We start from the raw sequence: 25,687 nt of genomic DNA on the forward strand, positions 1-25,687 counted from the left end.
AGAAGTCGGAAACCTAAAGGAGACACTATGGACCTGCTCAACCAGATTCTCGACCTGTTCACGACGTTCGCTATCATCGGCGGCGGCCTGTGGCTGGTCTGGGGAGCGATCGTCACGGGCGGCGCGCTCAAGGATCAGAACGGCCCGCAGATTCAGACGGGCGTCTGGCAGATCATCGGTGGCGGCCTCATCATCGCCGCCGCTGCGCTGTTCAAGGTCATCACCGCCTAATCAGGTTCCGCAATGGATATCACTGACTGGCTAGTAGCCATGCTCAACCACCTGAGTCAGGGTGCGGGCATGGCTACTGATGACCTGCTGTTGTCGCCGGAGGCCTATAACGCAGACCTCTACGCGGCGGCGCTCACCATCCACAGCACAGCAGTCAAGCCCGTCACGTCCATCGTGCTCAGCATCATGTTCGTTCTGATGCTTGCGACCACGAGCACAAGGGCTGAGGGCGACCGCGAGCTGGGGGTGCGGATCATCGCCGCCACCATGTTCAAGATCGCACTCGTGTTCGTGGTCGCTCAGAACGCGGTGCTGCTGCTCGAAGCGATTTCGTCTATCGCTACCTCGATCATGGGCACCGCGAACAACGTGGACGTTGGCACCGGAGGCGGTGACGCGCCACTCATGGGCGACGCGATGCGCGACGACCTCGATGAGATGGGCGATATGGAGAAGTTCGGAATGATCGTCATTCTGTTCTTGCCCTGGGTGGTGCAGAAGCTCGCTGCCGTGATCGCAATTGTGCTCGTGTTCATCCGGTTCTTGCAGATGTACTTGCTCACCGCGTTCGCTAGCCTGCCGCTCGCGTTCCTCGGCCACGATGACACTAAGGGAATCGGCATCGGCTACCTCAAAGGTTTCGCGGGCGTCGCGTTCACCGGCGTCATCATCGTCGTCGCTGTGAAGATGTACCAAGCGCTGCTGGGCGGCTGGCTCGGCAACATCGGAGACTACGACGGCGATATGGTCGGCTTCATCTTTGGCAACTTCGGCCAGTTCTTCGTCGCGCCCATCGTGCTCATCTTCCTCATGTTCGGGGCCAACGGCCTCGCCAAGAAGGTCATCGGAGAGGGTTGAACCATGGCGCTTGAAATGAAGGTCTACAAGGAGATCGCCGCCTACGAACCCAAGCCGATGTTCGGGCGCACCTGGCGACAGATCGCCGCCCTCGCGGTCATGGTGTTCATCGGCGGCGGCCTGTTCGCCGGAGTCACCGTAGGACTCATGGGCGTCGGCCAGACGATGGAGCAAGCAACCACCGTCGGCATGTACGTCATGTTCCCAGTGCTCATTCCGGCCGCGATATGGGGCTGGTGGAGACCCATGGGACTCAAACCCGAGCAGTATCTCGGATTCTTCCTCCGCCACCATCTGATGAGAAAGACGATTAGCTATGCAGACACCTTCCAGCCCCAGCCCGGTTTCGACTCCGCAGGAGAACCCGTATCTGTCGCGTCCGGCGAACCTGCCGAGCAGAGCAGCCGAGAGCGAAAGCAGCGCCGAGCCGCAGCACGGAAGCTCCGCAAAACGATCACGGAACACCCGCAAGCAGAAGCAGCGCGCCGCGGTCGCAAAGCCCGGAGAGCGCCGCAACCGCAAGGCCCGGAAGTCTGGGAGCGATAACGCTGGCCCCACCGGCTACAAGGCCGCCGCGAAGACGACTCGCGACGTGCTCGGCTACGAGGCCATGATGCCCAGCGGCATCGCCTGGCTCGGTGAGGATGAGTGGTCGATGACCCTCGCTATCAGCGACATCAACTATGTCGCGGCCGCCGAGGATCAGCAGACCAGCATCGTTGACCGATGGGCACGCTTCATCAACTCCTACGGCGCGGGCACCCGCTTGCAGGAAACCATCATGAACCGCGTGCTCGATGACGCCGACGTGAGCCAGCTCGTGCAGAAGCCGCTGCGCGGCGACCAGTTCGACTTCTACCGCAGCGACTTCAACCGCATCGTGCGCGACAAGCTCGCAGCCGCTAGCGGCAACACGGTCACCGAGAAGTACCTCACCGTGACCGTGCAGGAACCCGACCTCGAAAAGGCCGAAGCGACGCTCACTCGCATCTTCCACGAGGCCGAGGCCGGGTTGCAGGCGATGGACGGCTGCAAGGTGCGACGGCTCAACCGAGCTGAGCGCCTCGAAGGGTTCAGCCACATCCTGCGGCCCCACGAGCTGTTCGTCTTCAATGAAGACGAGTTCGAGCCGAACCGCAAGCTCTCGACGGCCGATTTCGTCGCGCCGTGGGAGATTGACGCCAAGGACAAGAACGGCCCGCTCATCTTCCGCAACGGCTCGGGCGACACCTACCACACCGTGCTTTGGATGCGCGATTACCCCGTGTGGCTTTCTGATCGGCTCATCTCCGAGCTGACCGAAATCAAGTGCGACCTGACTATCTCGCTGCATCTCGAACCTCTCGAACAGGTCGAGGGCATGACGCTTGTGCAGCGCCAGATCGCAGAGCTTGAAATGCAGAAGATCACCGAGCAGAAGCGAGCCACGAAGCAGGGCATCGACCCCGAAATGATCCCCGCCGCGGTGAAGGACAACCTCAAGGAGGCACAAGACCTCCGCGACGAGCTGCGCAGCTCGAACCAGAAGTTGTTCTCAACGGTCATGGTGCTCGGCGTCAGCGCCACGTCACGCGAGAAGCTGGAACAGAACGTGAAGCGCGTGATGACCGTGATTCGCAAGCAGAGCTGCACCGCTGAGGTTGCGACCTACATGCAGCTCGACGGACTCACGACCGAGCTGCCTATCGGCCGCCGCCGCATTCCCATGCGGCGCACGCTGACCACGGCCGGGGCCGCGATCATCGTGCCCTTCACCACGCAGGAGCTGTTCGTGCCAGGCGGCAACTGGTACGGCGTCAACGCGCAGAGCAGCAACGCTCTCGTGGCCGACCGCACGAGCACGACCAACGGCAACGGCTTCATCCTCGGCACCAGTGGCTCGGGAAAGTCCCAGAGCGGCAAGATGGAGATTACGAATGTCCTGCTGAGCCGCCCGGACGACGACATTATCGTTATCGACCCCGAGCACGAGTACGAACCCCTCATCGAGGCGTTCGGCGGCGAGGTCATCCGTATCCACGCGGGCAGTGAGCAGCGCGTCAACCCGATGGATATTGAGCTGAACGTCACCACCAGCGAGGATGACCCGATCAACGCCAAGTGCGAGTTCGTGCTCACCATGCTCGAAGCCCTCGTGGGTGGCAAGGCAGGCCTCACCCCCGAGCAGCGCTCCGTAGCCGACCGCAGCACCCTCACGCTGTACCGGAAGTACGCCGCCGAAGGCGGGGCGATGCCTACTCTCGTAGAGCTGCGCGAAGCACTCGCACAGAGCGGCGAAGACGCGGGGCGCGAGCTGGCCCGGATGCTCGAAATCTACACGATTGGGTCGCTCGGCGGCTTCTCCAACCGCACGAACGTCAACCCTCGCAACCGCCTCGTGTCGTGGGACATTTCCAAGCTCGGGAACGAGCTGCGCACGTTCGGCATGATGGTCATTCTCGACCAGATTTGGAACCGCGTAGCCCGTAACCGGGCCGAAGGTCGCCGCACCTGGCTTTACATTGACGAGTTCCATCTGCTGTTCTCGAACAAGTACAGCGCCGACTACTTCCGCGGCCTTTACAAGCGCGCGCGCAAGTGGGGTCTGATCCCAACCGGTATCACGCAGAACATCGAAGAGCTGCTGGCGAACCAGGACGCACGCCTGATGCTCGCCAACTGCGACTTCCTGCTGCTGCTCGGCCAGAACGCGACCGACGCCGACAGCCTGTGCGAGCTGCTGCATTTCTCAGACGAGCAGCGTCGGTTCTTCACCAACGTGCAGCCCGGTCACGGCCTCATGCGCTCGGGTAACGCAGTGATCCCGATGGACGGTCGTATCCCGACCGATTCCGCCCTCTACAAGCTGTTCTCAACATCGTTCGGAGAGAAGTAGAACATGAAAGGCCTTCGCAGCTCCAACCCCAAGGGTGAGGCATCCGACAACCTCGCGCGGCTGTCGCTCAACAAGCGGTCGGCGCAGCTCATCGGCAACGATGAGGACGCCGCCGCCCCGGCGAGCACGGGCGGCGGCGCGCTCGGCCGAGGGATGCGCGGAACTGCGAAGGCCACCGGTAAGGCAGGGAAGGCGGCGGGCGACAGCGTCGTGAAGGGCACGGCCGTCACTGCTGCCACTGCGAAGCAGGTAGACGACGACGAAGACGCCGTAGACCTCACCAGTCGCGAGGCCGAGAACGCTGCTCTGGCGGCCGCACAGCGGGGCGGAGCCGCGGCAGGGAAGAACGCCGCTCGCGGCGTCCGCTCAAGCAGCCAGCTCGCCGGGAAAGCCGTCAAGGGTGGCATCATGGCGGCCCAGAAGCGCGCGGCCGCGGCAAAGGCCGCCAAGAGCGCCGCGAGCACGGGAACCTCGATCACCAGAGCCGCCGCAGTACAGGCCCGCGTACAGGCCGCCGCCGCCAACGCCATCCGTACCATCGTGGCCGCCGTCACGGCCGTCGTGACCTCAACACCCATCGTCACGATTGTGAGTGCCGTGCTCGCCGTGGTGCTGCTCATCATCGCCCTGCTCGCGTTCTTCGCACCGGCCAGCGCGGCCGCTTGCAGCGCGACCTCTGGCGGCCGGATCGACCCTACGAAGGTGCCAACCACGAGCATTTCCGGGTACGGGCACGAGCAGCTTGTGAACGCCGCCTACATCATCCAGGCAGCCCAGGACAAAGGCCTGAACGTTCGCGATCAGACCATCGGCGTCATGACCGCCATGGGCGAATCGTCGCTGCGCGTGCTCGACTACGGCGACGCCGTAGGCCCGGACAGCCGCGGACTGTTCCAGCAGCGCGACAACTGGGGGCCGCTCTCAGAGCGCATGGACCCCTACATCTCGGCGGGCAAGTTCTTCGACGCCATGGTGCGCAACGTGCCCGACCCCGAGCGCCAGACGCTCGCCCCGACCCTCGTAGCCCACCGCACGCAGATTAACGCCGACCCGTACCACTACGAGCGGTTTTGGACGCCTGCAACGGCCGTCGTTGCAGCCCTATCCGGCCTTGACTCCGACCTCATCAGCGGCGGCGGGAGCTGCAACAACGTCCCAGGTATCCCCGGCGAAATCGGCCTCGACGGATGGGCAAGGCCCGGAAGCGGCCCCATCAACGGCGGCTTCGGGCCGCGCGAAGTCATCCAGACCCCGCAAGGCCCGACCCAGCCGTTCCACTACGGCCTAGACCTCGAAGCCGGAGGATGCGGCGGCCCCGTCTGGGCCGCCCGCGACGGCGAGGTCACCCGCGTATTCGACGGCGGCGGCGGCGGAATGATCATCGAGATTGACCACGGCAAAGGCCTCATGACGTGGTACGTCCACAGCTACGCCAACGAAATCTCGGTGACGGCAGGCCAGAAGGTAAAAGCCGGTCAGCAGATCGCGCTCACGGGCAGCTCGGGATATAGCACCGGCTGTCACCTTCACTTCGAGGTTCACTTGAACGGAACGGCCATTGACCCTCTCCCGATCCTCACCGCCGCAGGCCTCACTTACTAAGGAGCACTCACCATGATCGACCGCAAGCGCCTCACGCTCATCATCATCGGCATCGTTGCCGCCGTCGCGATCCTTGCAGGCCTCACGGTCTGGCTCGTGCTCGCGAACCAGACCCAGGCCGAGGACGAGGCGCAGCCCAACACGTCGAGCCAGGTCGAAGAGACGCCCACGGTCACCTTCACCGAGGAACAGCAGCAGACCGTGTTCGACGTGGCGCGCCTCGCGGCCGCCTGGCGTGCTGCGGAAAACCCCGAGACGACCAGACAGCGCTACATCGAGGCGGGCATGAGTGAAAGCCTGGCGCGCGACTATCTGCCGATCTGGTCAGGCTACTTTGGTGCAAGCCCGACCGCTCAGATTCGCGTCAAGGACGTTGGCAGCGCCCCGGCGTCCATTGAATACGGCGAAGGGAACGAGCACACCGAACCGGGAACCGGTAAGTTCCGCGTCGGCATCGAGGTCACCTACGAAGGCACCTACCACAACGGCTCGACCACCGTTCCCATCGGCAACAACAGCGCAATCTGGTACTTCATCCTCGATGAGCGCAGCGGCCGCGTCGTAGACATCGAACAGCCGATGCTTGCCGACCTCGACCTGCCCGCACCGCCCACACCGTCTACCGAAGAGTGACCCCCATGCCCATTGAATCGTTCGTCGGCCGAGACGGCACCGCACGCATCGTCATCAACGGGCGCGAAACGAAGTTCCGCGCTCCCTCGCTCGATGAGGCCCGCGACAAGGTGCGCGATATGGCGATAGCGCACGCCGTGGAGACGCGCACCGCGCAGCATTTCATCGCCTACGATCCAGACGCTAACTGGCAGTTCTACATCGCGCCAGACGGCACCATGACCGTTCTGCCAACGCCCGTCATCGCCCCGCGGCCGCTCAGCACGCCCACGGTCGAGCCAGAGCCAGCGCCGCCCGCGCCGCAGGCGCAGCAGCAGCCCGAGCCGCAGGCTCGGCCGCAGCTCCCGGCTGAGTATTACGCTCCGCAGGCCGAGGTCATTGACCATACCGTTGTCGTTCCGCGCAAGGCCGCACGGCCGACGCTGATTGTGCACGTCGAAGGCGGCGAAGCACTGCGCGCGCAGCCTCCCATCGTGCTCGGCCGCCGCCCCGCCGAAATCGAGGGGCATACGAGCATCACGCTCGTTAGCCCCGGCCGCGAATGCTCACGCACTCACGCCGTGGTCGACGTCGATGATGCGTGCCGCCTGATCGTCACCGACCAGGACGCCGCAAACGGCACCACGGCGGATGCTACGCCACTTGCACCCCACACGCCGACCGTCGTGCCCAACGGAGTCCGCCTACAGCTCGGAGACGTCGCGGTGCGGATCGAGGCATTCCCGCCCGGTCAGTCACCCGTAAGCAGCGCCCCCAGAGCAGTTATCGCACCACACAAGGAGGAAGCATCATGACCGCTCATGCCACCACCGAGAAGGACGGCTCGGCAATCGTCACGCTTGACGGGCAGCCGCAGAAGATCATCGGCGCCGACCTCGAAGACGCCCGCCGCAAGGTTGCGAACCTCGTGGTCGAGCACGCGGCCGCGACCGGCGAGGTAGTCGAGTTCGTCACCACCGAGCCGAATGGTACGTGGGAGATGGTTGTGCATCCTGACGGCACTATTCACGAGAAGCCCGAGCCGGTCACGTCGCCATACCTTCGCACGAGCGCCCAAACGGCCCCCAGCGAGCCAGCCGCGCACGCGGCGACGGCCGAGGCGGCCGCGGAGGAACCCGCAGCCACCAGGCGCGCTATGCGCGAGTCGTTCTTGAAGAGCAACCGCATCGAGGAACCCGCTACGAAGGGCTGGCGCGGCACCGCAACCCGGCTCGGGCTGCGACTCTCCCCCGGCGCGGCCGAGAAGGCCGAACGCGATGACACGTTCGCCGTCTCGCAGCACTGGCCCGGCCCCCGCACTATCGCCGTCGTCAACGGCAAGGGCGGGGCGTCAAAGACGCCCACGACTGTGCTGCTCAGCGCGATCTTTGCTCGCTTCGGCGGCGCAGGCGTCCTCGCATGGGACGCGAACCAGACGCGCGGAACGCTCGGCTGGCGCACGGAGCAGGGGCCGCACGAGTCCACCGTGCTCGACCTCCTGCCCTCCGCCTCCGAGCTGCTGGGCACGAGCGCCCAATCGGCCGACCTCGCGCGATACGTTCACCACCAGACGGCCGACCGCTTCGACGTGCTGCGCTCCCAGCCGCTCGCGCTCGCGTCGGAACAGCGCCTCAGCGCCGAAGACGTTGATGCGATTTGGAACGTCGCGCGCAAGTATTACCGGCTCGTGTTCATCGACACCGGCAACGACGAGAGCGATGCCATGTGGGGCCGCCTCGTGGATCACGCCGACCAGATCGTAGTCGCTACCACCACGCGCGACGATCACGCCGAGGCCGGGGCGCTGCTGCTCGAAGCCCTCGCAGACCGCAGCGAACGCTCGGCAAAGCTCGCAGAGCGCGCCGTCGTCGTCGTCTCGCAGGCTGACCCACGCGCGACCGCCGCCAACATCAAGACCGTCGTGGACGGGTTCACCAGCCTCGCGCGAGAAGTCGCCACGATCCCGCACGATCCGCAGATGGTCGAAGGCTGGCTCAACGTCGCAGCGCTGCGCCCCGCGACGCAGCGCGCCTGGCTCGGCGCGGCCGCCGCGGTCGCCCGAGGCCTGTAGCTCGACAGCCGTGAGGGCCGGTGACGCAGAAGCGTCACCGGCCCTCATCGTTTGTAGGAACCCCAAGAGCCGGCGGCCGAGCTCACGTAGGGGAACCTACAAACGGCCGCCGCACCGACAACACACCCGGCGTCAAGATGGACAGTCATGTATGCGTACAGCTATGCTGGCGGCATGCAGGTAAAGCGCCGCCCCCGAGGAACACGCATCGCGCCCGTGCGCGTCGCGTGGGAAATCGAGCGCACGCGCAAGGAGCGGTTCGAACTGCTCGCGCGCCAGGCGGGCGTCTCTGCAAGCGTCTTCCTCGAACTGGTCATCGACCACATCGAGGACGAACTGACCGACCGAGGCGTGCCCGCATGGTTGCCTCAGCCCGAACCAGACGAAGGGGAGCTACCCATCGACACCGCATAAATGAGCGATACCCCAGCTCGGGGAGCTGGGGTATCGGAGAAGTCAGTACCTGAGCCGTATGAAGTTTGGCGACCGAATCGGATCAGGTGGAACAGAGGCCCGAGGGCTTCTGCCTGCCCAGGAGGTGACCTAGGAGGTGACACCATCATAGCAACACACAGCGATGTTTTCGCGCACCAACTTTCAGTTGCCGAAGCATGGGCGATCACCGCAGCAATCAGCCCCCGGCCAACCGTGCGCGTCGCAGCCGTCAGCGACGACGGCAGCACGCTCAACAGCTACCCGCCCCAGCACATCACGCCGGTCACAGAAACCGCGCCCGAGCGGCCCTGGGCGATCTATCTCACCGACCGCGAGCACGCCTACCGGCTGCTCTGCTTCGACCTCGACGGCAAGACGCCCGAGGCGGCCGAGGCCGCCGAGCAAGACGCGGCCGCACTCGCGCGGCTCCTCACCGACGCGGGCCTAGCACCCGTCGTTTGCCAGTCTGGCCCGCAGGGCGGCCGTCACATCTGGATCGCGCTACGCGAGGGAGTCTCGGCGGAGCTGGTGCACAGGCTCGCACGGCTCGCGAAGACGCTGCACACAACGCTCGATCTCTCCCCCATCATGAACCCCGCGGCCGGATGCGTGCGCCCACCAGGTGCGCCGCACCGCCACGGCGGCAGCTCAACCGTGATCGACGGCAAGCTGCACTCACTCACGCGCCCCAGCGGCACCGAGGCCGCCGTAGCGGCCGCCGTTGAGCGCCTGGCCCAGCTCGTCAATGATCGGGCCGCTACGGAGCGCACAGACACGTTCTCGGCCGAAACCGAGCAAGACGACCGCAAGCACCCCCACATTCCCGGCACCAAGCGCCCCCTAGCTCCCGCAGCGGCCGCAGCGCTGCGCGCTGACGCAGCCGCAGGAGACGCAAGCGCCGTGCTCTGGCGCGTGCTCACGGGCGCAGCGGCCGCGCACTGGCAGTACAGCGACCTCGCGCGCCTGCTCGACACCGCCCCAGGCCTTGAGCACGCGCGCACCCGCAGAGAGCACGGCCGCCGCATCGCACGCCGCCCCGACGAGCGCGCGCGTGTGCTGCGCCGCCAGTGGGATCGTGCCGTTGCCTACATCGCCAGCGGCCGCCGCGTCGTCGGCCGCGATGAGACGTTCGACGCCCGCGCTGACGCTATCGCCACGCTCGTGCTCGCTGTCCAGGGCCGCGCCGACGCCGCCCCCGGCCGATGGAACCGCGGCGGCGGCCCCGCCGACCGCCGCGTGCTCGACGCCCTCAGCATCCTCACCCTGCAAGCCGTCAGCGCCGACGTGGAGGCCGATACGCGCCGCCTGGCACTCATGGCAGGCATCGGCCGTGAAACCGCGCGCACAGCGCTGCTGCGCCTCTCCGAGGACGGCTGGATCGTTCGCACGCGCGAAGCCGAAGGACGGGGCGCTGCGCACTGGAAAATCGGCCCCCAGGTGGTTATTCACAGCAACCCGGATGAAGGCCGGTCACAAGTCGCCCACCGCCCCCCTGGCTCCGGCTCCGCCGCCCGAAACGCACTGCTGCTCGAACTTACGAACCGCTTGGACTCGGCCGCTCACGACCTCTTCACACTCGGAGCGCTTGGACTGCACGCCGGAAACGTCTATGCACGCTGCACTCACGATCCTCTCCCTCTCGCGCAGCTCGCTCGCCTCACCGGCTCGGATGCGGCACACACCGTGCAGACCCTCACGCAGCTCATCGAGGCCGACGTGCTGCTGCTCAGCCGCGACGGCTGGCACAAGCCCGCCGCCGACCGCCGCGAGACGGCCGCCGACGCCCGAGGCGTCACCGGCCGTCTCGCAGCCCGCGCAGAGCGCTACGCCGTCGAGCGCGAGCTATGGGCCTGGTGGCAAGACGAACTCGACTGGATGAACACGCCCCCGGCCGAACGCCCGAAGCGCCCCGCCCCCGGTCAACTCGTACTCGTGCCCGACGTTGGCCCAACGCCCCGCCCAATCCACCCGCGCACACCCTACGGCCGCGCCGACTACCGAGCCGCCCGCTGCATCCTCACCGGCATCACTCCCCCAGCTCGCCCGCGCCCCGTGCCCGTGTCCGACGCCGAACGCCTCATCATCGACACACTCGGCGCGACGCCTATTGCCACGATCCCGTTCTCCGATCCTCATGACGAACCGCGGCCCAACTACCTTGAAGGCAAAGCGCAGCGCAGCGGAGCGCGGCAGCCCTTCCGTGAGCGCACTGATCGCACGACGACGGTTCGCTTTGTCGGATGACGCACAAGCCCCCGCCTGACGGAGCAGGCGGGCGCATGTGGACACCGACGCAAAGCCACGCCTGCCCACAATGTGCACAGCCCAGCTATCGCAGGGCTGGCCTGCACACAGTGTGGACAGCCGAGCCGTAACACGAGGGTCGCACCGCGACCCGGCCAAGCCGTGCAGCTCTTCGAGCTGCACCGTTCGTCGGCCGCTACGCGGCCGCAGTGCTTGAACGCTTCGCGTTTTTTACCTTGAAGCCTGGCGGCATTCTACGTTCGCTCAACCTCCGCGCAAGTGCTTTCGCGGCATATCCTCGCTCGCTGCGCTCGCTCCGGTATTCCACGGTCACTTGCACTCCGGCGTCGCTCTCTGCGAAAGGCGTAAACGCCTTCAAGGCAAAAAACGAGAGGGAGAGAGAACATGGCTACCACCTACATCTGCAAGAGCTGCGCCGGACTGGCACCCGTTGGGATCGGCTACGCAGCGAAGGGCACCGACGCCGAGGCGAAGCAGTGCGCCGAGCGGATCGCGTGCGAATGCGGCCAGAGCCGCACCGCGAACGCCTGGGCCGTGCTCAACTGCCCATGCACCCAGATTCTCGGCCTGTACTCGACCGAGGAAGCAGCGACAGCGGCCGCCGAATGGTTCGGCTCGTGCAGCTTCGCCTACCGGCTCAGCGACGCCGAGCGCGACCGCCTCATCGCCGCCTAAATAGACCTATAAGTCCCATAAGACCTAGAGAAAGGCCAGACCATGACCAGCAACCGCGCAATCCCGTTTGACCTCGCCCACATCGCGGGAGCCGATGAGTTCCACCAGGCGACCGCCGAGCAGTTCCGCCAGGCAATCGGCCCCGGCGTGCTCATGTCACTGGGGGCGACCCGGCTTACCGCCGTACCCGGCCGATTCGACCGCGGCGGCCTCATGTTCACCGCCCGCATCCTGCCCTTCACCCGAACCGGCGACCGATACGCGGCCGCTCGCAACATGGCCGTGCTCATCAGCACGACCCCGCTCGATGAAATCGACGTTGAGGTACGCGAGTACGCCCGCGGCATCGAGCACGCGAAGATCGAAGGCGTCTACATCGACCAGCTCGCCCGCGCCGTGCTCGCGCTCGACTACGACGGCCCCGAGCCGCTGAACCCTCGCTACTGGCAATGACCGCCGCAGCCCGCCGCCTTCGGGCGGCGGGCGAAGGGGCTGCGCCCCCTCGCCGCTCCCCCGCCCGGTCGCATCCGCGACCGGGGCCGCCGACAGAGGGCGGCCATGCGTCGGCCGCTGCGCGGCCGCCCATCCTTGAGCTATCGCATTTTCTTGCCGTGAAGCCTTCGGCAGCATACGTTCGCTCCACCGACGCGCAAGTGCTTTCGCGGCATATCCTCACTCGCTGCGCTCGCTCCGGTATTCCACGGTCACTTGCACGTCGGCTCCGCTTTCTGCGCGGCACATTCGTGCCTTCACGGCAAAAAACGTGAGGGGTAGTTGGTAGTCAGAGACACCGGAGGAAATCATGGCTCGCAAGATCAAGACCACTAAGACCGCAGAGCAGCGCCGCGCCGAGGCCGACGCCCTGCACGAGTCCATCGCCCAGCAGGTCGAAGCGCTGCGCGACTCGGACGCCTGGCAGCGGTTCCTCGACTTCGCGCAGGCGTTCCACACCTACAGCCTGAACAACGTGCTTTTGATTCTCGGGCAGATGCCGAACGCTACCCGCGTCGCCGGGTTCCGCAAATGGCAGCAGCTCGGCCGCCAGGTGCGCAAGGGTGAGCGCGCCCTGAAAATCTTTGGGTTCCGCGAGCGTAAGGCCAAGGCCGACGAGGAAACCGAAGAAGGCACACTCGACCAGCTCGACACCGGCGAGCGCGTCGTGCGCTACTTCCCCATGCTGTCAGTGTTCGACATGAGCCAGACCGACCCCACCGACGAATGGCAAGACCCGACCCTAGCGCAGCGCCTCGACGGCAGCGACGAGGCCGGAATCTACGCCGCGACCCGCGACTATCTCACCGCGCAGGGCTGGACAGTCACCCGCGAGGCGATCCCCGGCGAGGTCAACGGATACACCACCACAGACGGCAGCCGCCGCGTGGTCGTAGATGCAGCGCTCAGTGATGCGCAGGCCGCTAAGACGATCCTGCACGAAGCCGCGCACGTCATTCTGCACAGTGCCGAGGAACACGCCGAGTACGTCGCGCACCGAGGCCTGAAAGAGTGCGAGGCCGAGAGCGTGGCCTACATCGTCGCCGGGATCATCGGACTCGACACGACCGCCTACAGCATCGGCTACGTCGCCGGATGGACGGACGGCGACACCGACACCATCAAGCAGACCGCCGCAAACGTGCTGCGCGCCGCGCACAAAATCGCAGACGCAATCACCACCGACGAAGAGCAGGAGGACGAAGCCCAGGCCGCCTAAATAGGCCTATAAGGCCCATTCGGCCGAGCAAGCCCGCCGCCGTTCGGCGGCGGGCGAGGGGCGGCCGCCCCTCGCGCTCCCCCACTACATCGACGGCCGCAAGCGGCCGACTCCATCCAAACGCTACGCGTTCTTTTGCCGTGAAGCCTGCGGCAGTCTACGTTCGTTTCACCTACGCGCAACCCCTTTCGCGGCATATCCTCACTCGCTGCGCTCGCTCCGGTATTCCACGGTGGGTTGCACTCCGGCTGCACTCACTACGAAGGCGTAAACGCCTTCACGGCAAAAAACGAGAGGGAGAGAGACACCATGCAGAGCATCGCCACCATCACGACCATCGTTCCCATCGTGGATGACACCGAGATTCCGCGGCAGCTTCGCAAGCTCGCAGAGCGCGACGAAGACCTGATGAGCTACGCCCGCAGCGGCTACACGCTCGCAAGCACGGTCGCGATCACCGGCCCCGAGTTCGTGACGTTCGTGGACACACTGACACGCGATCCCGAAACCATCCACTAATAGACCCATTAGACCTATAGGAGATACACCGATGAGTACCAAAGTTCCCGAGATTGGCACCCGCGTTATGGGCCTGCTCAACCTGGGCGGCCGCGGCACCTGCCTCAGCTTCGCCACCGTCACCGGCCACCGGCGCGAGGAAGGATCGCGCACCGTCGTCGCTATCGAGGTCGAGCACGACGGCGGAGAGCTGGACAGCTACCGCATGAACACCTACCCCGACTTCTGGGAGCTGGTCACAGATCACCGAGTGAGCGGAGCCGACGTGCAACCCGTTCGCGGGCAAGGTTGGCAAGCACGCTTCGGCCAAGCGCCCGTGCGAGCGACACACGCCGAGGCCGTCGAAGACGCGCGCGCCTGGTGGGCAGAGAAGGCCGCACCGCGCAAGCCCTAGACACCAATAGGCCTATTAGGTACAATAGACCTATAAACCCCATAATCCCCAACCTGGAAGGTAGACACCATGACCATCACCGCCGAGCACCTGACCATCACCCTCGAAGACGGGCGCGAGCTGACCGGCCGAATGCCGGTCGAGCTGGCGCACAAGTGGGCCGAGGCCGAGCACGGCGACGAGTGGCAGCAGCTCAGCCCCGCAAAGCAGAGCATCGAAATCACCGCTGCGCTCGATGCCCTCAATCGCGCAGCGCAGGAACACCAAGGGTGAGTGCCCGCCGCCCGCGGCCGTTCGGCCGCGGGCACCAGGCGGCAGCGCCGGGGCGCTGCACCGGCCGCATCCGCGACCGGTGCCGCCGACAGAGGGCGGCCATGCGTCGGCCGCTGCGCGGCCGCACATCTTTCAATTCGTATTTTGCCGTGAAGCCTGCGGCATTCTACGTTCGCTCCACCTACACGCAAGTGCTTTCGCGGCATATCCTCGCGTCTCTCGCTGGCGCTCGGCCGCTCCGGTATTCCACGGTCACTTGCCCTCCGGCTGCGCTCGCTACGAAGGCACATGGTGCCTTCACGGCAAAAAACGTGGGGGAGTGTCAGAGGGAACCGAGGCACTGGGCAGGAAAGGAACCGATCATGAGCTTTACAGTCACCGTCTACAGCAAGCCGAGCTGCGTGCAGTGCAACGCGACCTATCGGGCGCTCGATAACAAGGGCATCAACTACCAGGTGATCGACGTGACCGCCGACGATGCGGCCGCCGAGTACGTCAAGGGGCTGGGCTACATGCAGGCACCCGTCGTCGTCACCGATGACGAGCACTGGTCGGGCTTTCGCCCCGACAAGATCGAAGCGCTCTCGCAGCGACTCACTGACACCGCGGAATAGACCCATAAGACCCATAAGGGGAAATATCATGCTGACCAAAGAAGAGCGCGCCGCGTGGATCGCGAAGCGCGAGGCCGAGCACCAGAAGATCAAAGACCGCATCCGCGCAGCCGGGATCAAGTACCCGCTGGGCTGGGATGAAATGGGATCGAGTGAGAAAGATATGTGGGAAGACCGCATGATCCGCTCTATCGACCGGCTCGAAGGGAAGAGCAAGTGAGGGCGGGCGTGCTGCGCACGATCCTTGCAGGCGTGCTCGCAATCGCAAGCGCCACCGGCCTACAGAGCTGCACCGAGACGAGCGCAGCCGACGCCGAGCTGCTGCCCGCTGAGAGCGCACAAGTGATCGCCGTAGTAGACGGCGACACCATCGACGTGCAGACGGCCGGGGGAGAGGCGCGCGTGCGCCTCATCGGCCTCGATACACCCGAAATCAACCGCGACGGCGGGCAAGATGACTGCTACGCGCAAGAGGCCCGCGACGAGCTGAACACAATGGTCTACGGGCAGGCGGTCGAGCTGCGCGCCGATCCCACTCAGGATGACACCGACCGCTACGGGCGACTGCTGCGCCACGTCTACATCGACGGGCAGAGCGCAGCCGTCGTGCTGCTCGAAGCAGGAGCCGCGCACGAGTACACCTACGATGCGCCCTACATCGGCCAGGCCGAGCACCGCGACGCAGAGCGCGCAGCGCAGGCCGACGCGCTGGGAATGTGGGGGAGCTGCACCGGGTAATCTGCCGAAACCATAGACACGACTAGACCTATTAGGTACAATAGACCTATAAACCCCATAATCCCGAATACCGAACCGAGAGGAAAGATCATGACCACCTTCATCAGCTTCACCGGGAACCTGGCCAAGGCACCCGAGCTGCGCACCGACAAGAACGGCCGCCCCTACACCTTCGCTCGCGTCATCCGCACGGATCGCGTGAACAAGGGCGGTGAGTTCGAGGACGGCGGCACCGAGGGTTACGACGTTGCAGTCTGGGGAGCCGACGCCGAGGCGCTGTGCGACCTCGCTGAGCGTTGCGGGAACGTGCGCGTGAACGTCGCGGGCGAAGAGCTGCTGGACACCTACACGAACGACGAGGGCAACACCCGCACCGTTCGCAAGGTGCTCGATGCGGAAGTGACCGTGAGCCTTCGCGGCCAGACCGTCACCGTCGAGCGCCGGAACTAGACCGCCGAGATAGTGGGCTGCCAAGGTGCAGCCCACTATCTGCCCCCAATAGGGGTATTAGTACCATTAGACCTGAAAGAAGGGCACCATGATTCTTGCGTATTGCAACCAGAAGGGCGGAGTGGGGAAGTCCACCACCGTCTACCACCACGCCCGCGCCGCGATCCTCGACGGACAGCGCGTGCTTGTGATCGACGCCGACCCGCAGGGCAACATCACCAGCGTTCTCACCGAAGACATGCAAGAGGGCGACGTCGGCGTGGCAGACGCGCTCAGTAGCCGCAGCGAAGACACGCTGGCCGACGTGCTCGTGCCCGGTATCTGGGAAGGCCTCACGGTCGCGCCGACCGTGGGCGACAACCTGGCCGACGTGCGAAACGAACTCGTTATCTCATCGGAGCCGGGCCGCGAATCGCGGCTGCGCGCGCAGCTCGCCGCGATCCAGGCCGAATATGACCTGGTGCTCATCGACTGTGGCCCCGCTATCGACCCGCTGACGATCAGCGCACTCACGGCAGCCGAGGCAGTCGTGATCGTCTCACAGTCGAAGCTGTGGAGCGTCAACGGCCTCGCGAAGCTCATGACCACCGTGAGCCAGGTGCGCGAGCACTATAACCCGCAGCTCACGGTCGCCGGTCTGGTGCTCAACGCGCACGAGGCGCACACACTCGCAGGAGGCTACTGGGCCGACGAGCTGACGGCGGCCGCCGAGGCCGCACAGCTCCCGATTCTTACCCCACCCGTGCCGAAGCGGCAGGCAATCGCAGATGCCACCGAGACGGCCCGCGGCTTGGACGAAGGCGACGCGCAGGCGCGCGACCTCGCCGCGATCTACGCCGCACACATCGACCAGCTCATGAAGGGAACTGCTCATGTCTAAGAAACCCGAACGCCGACGCTCACAACTCGGCGGCCTGTCGCCCGTAGCGCCGATGAGCGGCCGCGTTGAGGCGGCACAGCCGGCCCCTGAGAGAACAGCACCCGCAGCGGCCGCGCCCGCTGCGCCAAAGCGCACCGCGGCGGCGGCCGCCAGCTCGAAGCCTGGCACCCGCACGAAGATGGGATATTACGCGGCCCCGGAGGATAGCGAACGCATCCGGGCAGCGTTCATTGCAGCGAGGAACGCAGGGCGGCCGTATCGGTCACTCTCTGACTTCCAGCTCGAAGCAATTCTCGACAAGGTAGTGCAGCTCGAAGCCGAGTTGAACGGTGGCCGACCGTTCGAGGGCGCACCCGCGCACAGCCTGTCACCCGGCCGCCCGATGGAGTAGGGGAGTAACCACAATGGCAATCAACGAGGAACAGCGGCAGCTCGAAATCGCCGCCGAGGTCGAAGAGCTGGCGCGTGCGCTCGCGCACTCAACCCGTGACGTACCGCACCCGCGCGACTCATACCGGCTGCTCGGTGAGCTGGGCGCGACTATCGACCACCTGGCGCAGGTGATCGACCAGCTCGGCAAGTGGCACAGCCGCACCGAGGACGGCACGCACTACAACGGCGAAGACGGCGGCGGCAGCGGCAGCGCTAGCGCGGCCGCCGACGAGCTGACCACCGCAGCAAACATGCTCAGGCTCGCATCGAGCCACGTTGGCCGGGCACACAGCCATAACGGCGTCGTGCGCTGGTACGGCGAGTAACCCAACCAGGAGGACTAACCCCATCATGAAAGCTTGGATTGAAGCCGCATTCGGCAAGCACCGGCCATTCTTGAGTCTCTGGCTCGCCGTCGGCAGCCTCTTTGCTCTCAGTATGGGCATTGGTTACTGCGCGACACCGAAGCGCACCGCGCTCGACGGCATCGCCTGGCTCGGCACTACTTTCGGACTCCCGCAGGGATACGCCGACTGGATCGCGAGCGTGCAGACCTGGCTCAGTGAGCACCAGGTCACCACAAGCAACATTCTGGGCGTGCTGCTCGGCCTTGGGATATTCGCACTGATTGTCTACGGCAACAGTGCCGTGAAGCCGAGCGGCCCGGCCGGTGCAACCGTGTTCGTCGTTTGGGGGATCGCGCAAGAAGTTGGTGTGACTGGCTGGTGGTGGGCAAGCGCTATTGGGGTGTGACACTTGGGGTAGACAGTCGTTACCAGGAAGTTGAATGAACGACATGACCATGAAGAAACCCCGCCGTCAGTTCACTGACGAGTTCAAGGCCGACGCTGTGCAACTCGTCATCCAGGGACAGCGGCCGATCGCGCAGGTCGCCCGGGAGCTCGAGATTAACGAGTCTTCTCTGGGGTACTGGGTGAAGAACTACCGGCAAGCCAACCCGGACCCGCAGACGGCGCCTGCCCCGGTCGACGCCGCGCGATATGCGAGGCTCGAGGCGGAGAACCGTCGTCTGGCAGAGGAGAACGCGTTCCTGAAAAAAGCCGCGGCCTTCTTCGCGAAGGAACAGCGGTGAGCGTGAAGTTCCAGCTGATCCACGAGGAGAAGGCCCACCACACGATTGGCCTGATGACACGCCTGCTGAAGGTGTCTCGGGCTGGCTACTACGCCTGGGCGAAACGACAAGGCACCACCACGCCATCTGGTCGCCGACGCGATGAGTTGGCGGCGTTGATCAAGCAGATCGACGAGGACAAGCAGCAGACGTACGGGTTCCGGAGGATGCTCCACGAGCTTGCCCGCAGGGGTGTCACGGCCTCGGCGGGCCTGGTGCGGAAGCTGATGCGCCAGCTCGGTGTGCACGGGGTGCAGCCGCGTGCGTCGAAGCGGACCACGATTCCCGCACTCGACGCCCAGGACCGTCCGGACTGGTTGCGCCGCGACTTCACCGCCGAGCAGCCAGGGCAGCGGTTCGTCGGTGACATCACGTATCTGCGCACCGGGGAGGGATGGCTGTATCTCGCGACCGTGATTGATCTGTACAACCGTGAAGTGGTGGGGTGGTCGATGGCTGATCACATGCGCGTCGAGCTCGTCAGCGATGCCCTCACGATGGCGCATACCCACGGTCGTATCGGTGAGGGTGCCGTGTTTCACTCGGATCGCGGCTCGGTCTACACCTCGGCTGCCTATGCCGAGCTTGCCGAGCAGTGCCAGGTGAAGCTCTCGGTTGGGCGGACCGGGGTGTGCTGGGACAACGCCGTCGCTGAGAGCTTCTTCTCGATGTTGAAGAACGAGATGTACCACCGGCAGGCTTTCGCCACCAGAGGGCGTGCGAGGTTCGCGGTGATGGAGTACATCGAGGTGTTCTACAACCGTGGCAGGCTCCACTCAACGCTGGGATATCGCACCCCTGTCGAGGTCCGCCACGCATACGAACGAAACACAGATCATCAGAACGCGGTCGCGGCCTGATCCACAAGAAGAGTGTCTACAAAACTTGACACAGCCCAGGTCGCTCGATACGCTGATTCCACCCGGCCGGGCGATCAGATCAACAGCGTCATGCGGAGTCAGGCAAAGGAGCAACTCATGGGAGAAACGATCGCGATTGTCGGCGGCACACTCATCGACGGAAATGGGGGAGTTCCCGTTCCCGAAACGACCGTGTTCATTGAAGACGGCAGGATCACGAAGGTTGGTTCCACGGACCAGATCGAGGTACATCCGAACATCCGGCAGATCGATGCCCAGGGGAAGTGGATTCTTCCCGGCCTGGTGAACGGAAACGTGCACCTGCTGGACGGAATCATGATGATGGGTCGGGGCGGCATCGAATACCTCGCCCGATTCGAAGGGAACTACTACAAGGTCATCGAGGAAGCCGCCCAAATCGCCCTCCGTGGCGGGGTCACGACCGTGTTCGACACGTGGAACGCGCTCGAACCTGTCACGATCGCGCGCGACCGGATCGCATCGGGTGCAGCCGAAGGCGCCCGCATCTTCTTCGCGGGAACGCTCATCGGCATGGGCGGACCGTTCACCGGCGACTTCATGCGGCCGTCGATGCAGGCGCGTACCGTCATGAGTCGCACCTTCGCCGATCGCATGGATGCAATGTTCGAGGTCGGAATGGGGCGGCACCTCAGTACGCTCCCGCCGGCAGAGGTGCGCCCGTTGATCCGCGAGTATTTGGAGCGGGGAGTCGACTTCTGCAAGATCGCCGTCACTGATCACCTGGTGGGTCTCCTCGGATTCCGCGCCCCGTACTTCACCTTCTCGGAGCGGGTGCTCGATGTGCTGGTCGACGAAGTTCGACGTGCCGGCGTCCCCCTCCTCACGCATACGACCTCGCTGGAAGGCCTCAATACGGCGATCGAGCGGGATGCGGACCTGATGATCCACGCCACAATGACCGGGCAGGCCCCGATTCCCGAGGAGACGATCGAGAAGCTCCTCGAGAAACAACTGTGGAGTGAAGTTCAGCCCACGACCATCGCCCAGCAGGCGTGGATGGACTCGGTCGACCACCCCTTCGCCGACTTCTCCGGGCGGGTGCATCATGAGAATGACGTTCGCATGATCAAGGCCGGCGTGCCGCTCGTGCTGGGAACTGACGCCGGGTGCACGGATCCCGACATCCTCGAAGATATGTCCCAGGGTGAACTCCACGAGCGGCCGTGGACGCTCGGCGAGGACCACTTCGTGTGGATGCAGGCAATGGTCGAGAAGGGTATGGATCCGATGGCAGCAATTCTTGCGGGGACTGCGAACCCGGCAAAGGCATACCGGAAGTTCGACGAACTCGGCAGCATCGACGTCGGCAAGCTCGGGGACGTCGTGGTGCTCGACCAGGATCCGCTCGCCGACATCACGAACATGCGAACGCTGTCTCACGTCGTGAAGGAAGGGCGGGAGATCGACTTCCATGGACTTCCACTGAGTCCGTTGGTCACTGCGTACCCTCGCACTGCGAACGTCCTCGACTAGCTCGTCGCCGCGCCAGGCGGGAGAGCGGGACTGAGCCTCCATCGCAAGCGGGGTCTGCCGGAAGTATCGAACTCCGGCGGGCCCCGCTTCGTCGTCGGCCAGTACGTGCTCCGCGTCCGAGTACATCGGGCGAACCCACCGGGGTCCGTGGCGTCCTAGGTGTACTGATCACGATGGTTGTTGACAGATGAGAGACCTCCGGGTCGAGTTGTAGCTGCTTAGTTCTATGACTCAGACCAACGGAGGTCCTGGGGTGTGACACTTGGGGTAGACAGTCGTTACCAGGAAGTTGAATGAACGACATGACCATGAAGAAACCCCGCCGTCAGTTCACTGACGAGTTCAAGGCCGACGCTGTGCAACTCGTCATCCAGGGACAGCGGCCGATCGCGCAGGTCGCCCGGGAGCTCGAGATTAACGAGTCTTCTCTGGGGTACTGGGTGAAGAACTACCGGCAAGCCAACCCGGACCCGCAGACTGCGCCTGCCCCGGTCGACGCCGCGCGATATGCGAGGCTCGAGGCGGAGAACCGTCGTCTGGCAGAGGAGAACGCGTTCCTGAAAAAAGCCGCGGCCTTCTTCGCGAAGGAACAGCGGTGAGCGTGAAGTTCCAGCTGATCCACGAGGAGAAGGCCCACCACACGATTGGCCTGATGACACGCCTGCTGAAGGTGTCTCGGGCTGGCTACTACGCCTGGGCGAAACGACAAGGCACCACCACGCCATCTGGTCGCCGACGCGATGAGTTGGCGGCGTTGATCAAGCAGATCGACGAGGACAAGCAGCAGACGTACGGGTTCCGGAGGATGCTCCACGAGCTTGCCCGCAGGGGTGTCACGGCCTCGGCGGGCCTGGTGCGGAAGCTGATGCGCCAGCTCGGTGTGCACGGGGTGCAGCCGCGTGCGTCGAAGCGGACCACGATTCCCGCACTCGACGCCCAGGACCGTCCGGACTGGTTGCGCCGCGACTTCACCGCCGAGCAGCCAGGGCAGCGGTTCGTCGGTGACATCACGTATCTGCGCACCGGGGAGGGATGGCTGTATCTCGCGACCGTGATTGATCTGTACAACCGTGAAGTGGTGGGGTGGTCGATGGCTGATCACATGCGCGTCGAGCTCGTCAGCGATGCCCTCACGATGGCGCATACCCACGGTCGTATCGGTGAGGGTGCCGTGTTTCACTCGGATCGCGGCTCGGTCTACACCTCGGCTGCCTATGCCGAGCTTGCCGAGCAGTGCCAGGTGAAGCTCTCGGTTGGGCGGACCGGGGTGTGCTGGGACAACGCCGTCGCTGAGAGCTTCTTCTCGATGTTGAAGAACGAGATGTACCACCGGCAGGCTTTCGCCACCAGAGGGCGTGCGAGGTTCGCGGTGATGGAGTACATCGAGGTGTTCTACAACCGTGGCAGGCTCCACTCAACGCTGGGATATCGCACCCCTGTCGAGGTCCGCCACGCATACGAACGAAACACAGATCATCAGAACGCGGTCGCGGCCTGATCCACAAGAAGAGTGTCTACAAAACTTGACACAGCCCAGGTCGCTCGATACGCTGATTCCACCCGGCCGGGCGATCAGATCAACAGCGTCATGCGGAGTCAGGCAAAGGAGCAACTCATGGGAGAAACGATCGCGATTGTCGGCGGCACACTCATCGACGGAAATGGGGGAGTTCCCGTTCCCGAAACGACCGTGTTCATTGAAGACGGCAGGATCACGAAGGTTGGTTCCACGGACCAGATCGAGGTACATCCGAACATCCGGCAGATCGATGCCCAGGGGAAGTGGATTCTTCCCGGCCTGGTGAACGGAAACGTGCACCTGCTGGACGGAATCATGATGATGGGTCGGGGCGGCATCGAATACCTCGCCCGATTCGAAGGGAACTACTACAAGGTCATCGAGGAAGCCGCCCAAATCGCCCTCCGTGGCGGGGTCACGACCGTGTTCGACACGTGGAACGCGCTCGAACCTGTCACGATCGCGCGCGACCGGATCGCATCGGGTGCAGCCGAAGGCGCCCGCATCTTCTTCGCGGGAACGCTCATCGGCATGGGCGGACCGTTCACCGGCGACTTCATGCGGCCGTCGATGCAGGCGCGTACCGTCATGAGTCGCACCTTCGCCGATCGCATGGATGCAATGTTCGAGGTCGGAATGGGGCGGCACCTCAGTACGCTCCCGCCGGCAGAGGTGCGCCCGTTGATCCGCGAGTATTTGGAGCGGGGAGTCGACTTCTGCAAGATCGCCGTCACTGATCACCTGGTGGGTCTCCTCGGATTCCGCGCCCCGTACTTCACCTTCTCGGAGCGGGTGCTCGATGTGCTGGTCGACGAAGTTCGACGTGCCGGCGTCCCCCTCCTCACGCATACGACCTCGCTGGAAGGCCTCAATACGGCGATCGAGCGGGATGCGGACCTGATGATCCACGCCACAATGACCGGGCAGGCCCCGATTCCCGAGGAGACGATCGAGAAGCTCCTCGAGAAACAACTGTGGAGTGAAGTTCAGCCCACGACCATCGCCCAGCAGGCGTGGATGGACTCGGTCGACCACCCCTTCGCCGACTTCTCCGGGCGGGTGCATCATGAGAATGACGTTCGCATGATCAAGGCCGGCGTGCCGCTCGTGCTGGGAACTGACGCCGGGTGCACGGATCCCGACATCCTCGAAGATATGTCCCAGGGTGAACTCCACGAGCGGCCGTGGACGCTCGGCGAGGACCACTTCGTGTGGATGCAGGCAATGGTCGAGAAGGGTATGGATCCGATGGCAGCAATTCTTGCGGGGACTGCGAACCCGGCAAAGGCATACCGGAAGTTCGACGAACTCGGCAGCATCGACGTCGGCAAGCTCGGGGACGTCGTGGTGCTCGACCAGGATCCGCTCGCCGACATCACGAACATGCGAACGCTGTCTCACGTCGTGAAGGAAGGGCGGGAGATCGACTTCCATGGACTTCCACTGAGTCCGTTGGTCACTGCGTACCCTCGCACTGCGAACGTCCTCGACTAGCTCGTCGCCGCGCCAGGCGGGAGAGCGGGACTGAGCCTCCATCGCAAGCGGGGTCTGCCGGAAGTATCGAACTCCGGCGGGCCCCGCTTCGTCGTCGGCCAGTACGTGCTCCGCGTCCGAGTACATCGGGCGAACCCACCGGGGTCCGTGGCGTCCTAGGTGTACTGATCACGATGGTTGTTGACAGATGAGAGACCTCCGGGTCGAGTTGTAGCTGCTTAGTTCTATGACTCAGACCAACGGAGGTCCTGGGGTGTGACACTTGGGGTAGACAGTCGTTACCAGGAAGTTGAATGAACGACATGACCATGAAGAAACCCCGCCGTCAGTTCACTGACGAGTTCAAGGCCGACGCTGTGCAACTCGTCATCCAGGGACAGCGGCCGATCGCGCAGGTCGCCCGGGAGCTCGAGATTAACGAGTCTTCTCTGGGGTACTGGGTGAAGAACTACCGGCAAGCCAACCCGGACCCGCAGACTGCGCCTGCCCCGGTCGACGCCGCGCGATATGCGAGGCTCGAGGCGGAGAACCGTCGTCTGGCAGAGGAGAACGCGTTCCTGAAAAAAGCCGCGGCCTTCTTCGCGAAGGAACAGCGGTGAGCGTGAAGTTCCAGCTGATCCACGAGGAGAAGGCCCACCACACGATTGGCCTGATGACACGCCTGCTGAAGGTGTCTCGGGCTGGCTACTACGCCTGGGCGAAACGACAAGGCACCACCACGCCATCTGGTCGCCGACGCGATGAGTTGGCGGCGTTGATCAAGCAGATCGACGAGGACAAGCAGCAGACGTACGGGTTCCGGAGGATGCTCCACGAGCTTGCCCGCAGGGGTGTCACGGCCTCGGCGGGCCTGGTGCGGAAGCTGATGCGCCAGCTCGGTGTGCACGGGGTGCAGCCGCGTGCGTCGAAGCGGACCACGATTCCCGCACTCGACGCCCAGGACCGTCCGGACTGGTTGCGCCGCGACTTCACCGCCGAGCAGCCAGGGCAGCGGTTCGTCGGTGACATCACGTATCTGCGCACCGGGGAGGGATGGCTGTATCTCGCGACCGTGATTGATCTGTACAACCGTGAAGTGGTGGGGTGGTCGATGGCTGATCACATGCGCGTCGAGCTCGTCAGCGATGCCCTCACGATGGCGCATACCCACGGTCGTATCGGTGAGGGTGCCGTGTTTCACTCGGATCGCGGCTCGGTCTACACCTCGGCTGCCTATGCCGAGCTTGCCGAGCAGTGCCAGGTGAAGCTCTCGGTTGGGCGGACCGGGGTGTGCTGGGACAACGCCGTCGCTGAGAGCTTCTTCTCGATGTTGAAGAACGAGATGTACCACCGGCAGGCTTTCGCCACCAGAGGGCGTGCGAGGTTCGCGGTGATGGAGTACATCGAGGTGTTCTACAACCGTGGCAGGCTCCACTCAACGCTGGGATATCGCACCCCTGTCGAGGTCCGCCACGCATACGAACGAAACACAGATCATCAGAACGCGGTCGCGGCCTGATCCACAAGAAGAGTGTCTACAAAACTTGACACAG

Annotated in this window: 29 protein-coding genes; all 29 read left to right on the top strand. The window is 64.6% G+C overall.

Annotation, left to right across the window (positions count from 1 at the left end; translation table 11 throughout):
- The first annotated feature begins 27 nt into the window (after positions 1-27).
- Positions 28-231 (top strand): hypothetical protein, encoded by a 204-nt coding sequence (locus GMOLON4_RS16080; protein WP_106486742.1) that lies wholly within the window; start codon positions 28-30, stop codon positions 229-231.
- Positions 232-300: 69 nt separating this feature from the next.
- Positions 301-1,089: a type IV secretion system protein gene (locus GMOLON4_RS16085; protein ID WP_265415420.1), complete on the top strand. Its 789-nt coding sequence runs from the start codon at positions 301-303 to the stop codon at positions 1,087-1,089.
- A 3-nt stretch (positions 1,090-1,092) separates the two neighbouring features.
- Entirely contained in the window at positions 1,093-1,635 is a 543-nt protein-coding gene (locus tag GMOLON4_RS16090) for a PrgI family protein (protein WP_106486740.1), read from the top strand.
- Between the two features lie 46 nt (positions 1,636-1,681).
- Positions 1,682-3,964: a VirB4-like conjugal transfer ATPase, CD1110 family gene (locus GMOLON4_RS16095; protein WP_208098946.1), complete on the top strand. Its 2,283-nt coding sequence runs from the start codon at positions 1,682-1,684 to the stop codon at positions 3,962-3,964.
- 3 nt (positions 3,965-3,967) lie between these two features.
- Positions 3,968-5,566, top strand: a complete 1,599-nt coding sequence (locus GMOLON4_RS16100; RefSeq protein WP_243752436.1) for a M23 family metallopeptidase — start codon at positions 3,968-3,970, stop codon at positions 5,564-5,566.
- Positions 5,567-5,578: 12 nt separating this feature from the next.
- Positions 5,579-6,199, top strand: coding sequence for a hypothetical protein (locus GMOLON4_RS16105; protein ID WP_106486760.1), 621 nt, complete (start codon positions 5,579-5,581; stop codon positions 6,197-6,199).
- 5 nt (positions 6,200-6,204) lie between these two features.
- Entirely contained in the window at positions 6,205-6,993 is a 789-nt protein-coding gene (locus tag GMOLON4_RS16110; protein WP_106486759.1) for an FHA domain-containing protein, read from the top strand.
- The gene (locus GMOLON4_RS16115) at positions 6,990-8,249 is read left to right on the top strand and encodes a MinD/ParA family ATP-binding protein (RefSeq protein ID WP_146137589.1); all 1,260 of its coding nucleotides are present in this window, start codon (positions 6,990-6,992) and stop codon (positions 8,247-8,249) included. Before GMOLON4_RS16110 ends, GMOLON4_RS16115 begins: the two co-directional genes overlap by 4 nt.
- Before the next feature lie 174 nt (positions 8,250-8,423).
- On the top strand, positions 8,424-8,663 hold the full coding sequence (locus GMOLON4_RS16120; protein ID WP_106486770.1) for a hypothetical protein: 240 nt from the start codon (positions 8,424-8,426) through the stop codon (positions 8,661-8,663).
- Between the two features lie 234 nt (positions 8,664-8,897).
- Positions 8,898-10,928 carry a hypothetical protein gene (locus GMOLON4_RS16125; protein ID WP_106486769.1) on the top strand — a complete coding sequence of 677 codons (2,031 nt, stop codon included), beginning with the start codon at positions 8,898-8,900 and terminating at the stop codon, positions 10,926-10,928.
- Between the two features lie 405 nt (positions 10,929-11,333).
- Entirely contained in the window at positions 11,334-11,624 is a 291-nt protein-coding gene (locus GMOLON4_RS16130) for a hypothetical protein (RefSeq protein WP_106486752.1), read from the top strand.
- Between the two features lie 42 nt (positions 11,625-11,666).
- Positions 11,667-12,077, top strand: a complete 411-nt coding sequence (locus tag GMOLON4_RS16135; RefSeq protein WP_106486751.1) for a hypothetical protein — start codon at positions 11,667-11,669, stop codon at positions 12,075-12,077.
- Between the two features lie 349 nt (positions 12,078-12,426).
- A complete protein-coding gene (locus tag GMOLON4_RS16140) occupies positions 12,427-13,335 on the top strand; it encodes an ArdC-like ssDNA-binding domain-containing protein (protein ID WP_106486750.1) in 909 nt (302 codons plus the stop codon).
- Between the two features lie 309 nt (positions 13,336-13,644).
- A complete protein-coding gene (locus GMOLON4_RS16145; RefSeq protein WP_106486749.1) occupies positions 13,645-13,854 on the top strand; it encodes a hypothetical protein in 210 nt (69 codons plus the stop codon).
- A gap of 31 nt (positions 13,855-13,885) precedes the next feature.
- Positions 13,886-14,248, top strand: coding sequence for a hypothetical protein (locus tag GMOLON4_RS16150; RefSeq protein ID WP_106486748.1), 363 nt, complete (start codon positions 13,886-13,888; stop codon positions 14,246-14,248).
- Between the two features lie 69 nt (positions 14,249-14,317).
- Positions 14,318-14,521: a hypothetical protein gene (locus GMOLON4_RS16155; RefSeq protein ID WP_106486747.1), complete on the top strand. Its 204-nt coding sequence runs from the start codon at positions 14,318-14,320 to the stop codon at positions 14,519-14,521.
- A 362-nt stretch (positions 14,522-14,883) separates the two neighbouring features.
- Positions 14,884-15,135: a glutaredoxin-like protein NrdH gene (nrdH, locus tag GMOLON4_RS16160; protein ID WP_047523863.1), complete on the top strand. Its 252-nt coding sequence runs from the start codon at positions 14,884-14,886 to the stop codon at positions 15,133-15,135.
- Between the two features lie 28 nt (positions 15,136-15,163).
- Positions 15,164-15,355 (top strand): hypothetical protein, encoded by a 192-nt coding sequence (locus tag GMOLON4_RS16165; protein WP_047523862.1) that lies wholly within the window; start codon positions 15,164-15,166, stop codon positions 15,353-15,355.
- On the top strand, positions 15,352-15,873 hold the full coding sequence (locus tag GMOLON4_RS16170) for a thermonuclease family protein (RefSeq protein WP_181244153.1): 522 nt from the start codon (positions 15,352-15,354) through the stop codon (positions 15,871-15,873). Before GMOLON4_RS16165 ends, GMOLON4_RS16170 begins: the two co-directional genes overlap by 4 nt.
- A gap of 90 nt (positions 15,874-15,963) precedes the next feature.
- Positions 15,964-16,323 carry a single-stranded DNA-binding protein gene (locus GMOLON4_RS16175; protein ID WP_086991045.1) on the top strand — a complete coding sequence of 120 codons (360 nt, stop codon included), beginning with the start codon at positions 15,964-15,966 and terminating at the stop codon, positions 16,321-16,323.
- A gap of 88 nt (positions 16,324-16,411) precedes the next feature.
- Positions 16,412-17,203, top strand: a complete 792-nt coding sequence (locus GMOLON4_RS16180) for a ParA family protein (protein ID WP_086991044.1) — start codon at positions 16,412-16,414, stop codon at positions 17,201-17,203.
- Positions 17,196-17,594: a hypothetical protein gene (locus GMOLON4_RS16185; RefSeq protein WP_106486776.1), complete on the top strand. Its 399-nt coding sequence runs from the start codon at positions 17,196-17,198 to the stop codon at positions 17,592-17,594. Before GMOLON4_RS16180 ends, GMOLON4_RS16185 begins: the two co-directional genes overlap by 8 nt.
- Before the next feature lie 13 nt (positions 17,595-17,607).
- A complete protein-coding gene (locus tag GMOLON4_RS16190; protein ID WP_106486777.1) occupies positions 17,608-17,961 on the top strand; it encodes a hypothetical protein in 354 nt (117 codons plus the stop codon).
- Positions 17,962-17,986: 25 nt separating this feature from the next.
- Positions 17,987-18,388, top strand: coding sequence for a hypothetical protein (locus tag GMOLON4_RS16195; RefSeq protein ID WP_265415421.1), 402 nt, complete (start codon positions 17,987-17,989; stop codon positions 18,386-18,388).
- A gap of 49 nt (positions 18,389-18,437) precedes the next feature.
- Positions 18,438-19,627, top strand: a protein-coding gene (locus tag GMOLON4_RS16200; RefSeq protein WP_156892064.1) for an IS3-like element ISGmo1 family transposase whose coding sequence is annotated in 2 segments (ribosomal slippage) — positions 18,438-18,696 and positions 18,696-19,627 — 1,191 coding nt in all. Because the reading frame shifts where the segments join, the coding sequence is not laid out codon by codon here.
- 117 nt (positions 19,628-19,744) lie between these two features.
- Positions 19,745-21,142 (top strand): amidohydrolase family protein, encoded by a 1,398-nt coding sequence (locus GMOLON4_RS16205; protein ID WP_181244157.1) that lies wholly within the window; start codon positions 19,745-19,747, stop codon positions 21,140-21,142.
- Between the two features lie 308 nt (positions 21,143-21,450).
- Positions 21,451-22,640, top strand: a protein-coding gene (locus GMOLON4_RS16210; protein WP_156892064.1) for an IS3-like element ISGmo1 family transposase whose coding sequence is annotated in 2 segments (ribosomal slippage) — positions 21,451-21,709 and positions 21,709-22,640 — 1,191 coding nt in all. Because the reading frame shifts where the segments join, the coding sequence is not laid out codon by codon here.
- A gap of 117 nt (positions 22,641-22,757) precedes the next feature.
- Complete coding sequence (locus GMOLON4_RS16215) at positions 22,758-24,155, top strand: amidohydrolase family protein (RefSeq protein ID WP_181244157.1); 1,398 nt, start codon at positions 22,758-22,760, stop codon at positions 24,153-24,155.
- Between the two features lie 308 nt (positions 24,156-24,463).
- Positions 24,464-25,653, top strand: a protein-coding gene (locus GMOLON4_RS16220) for an IS3-like element ISGmo1 family transposase (protein WP_156892064.1) whose coding sequence is annotated in 2 segments (ribosomal slippage) — positions 24,464-24,722 and positions 24,722-25,653 — 1,191 coding nt in all. Because the reading frame shifts where the segments join, the coding sequence is not laid out codon by codon here.
- Positions 25,654-25,687: the final 34 nt, after the last annotated feature.

It is taken from the genome of Gulosibacter molinativorax, from assembly GCF_003010915.2.
GTDB lineage: Bacteria > Actinomycetota > Actinomycetes > Actinomycetales > Microbacteriaceae > Gulosibacter > Gulosibacter molinativorax.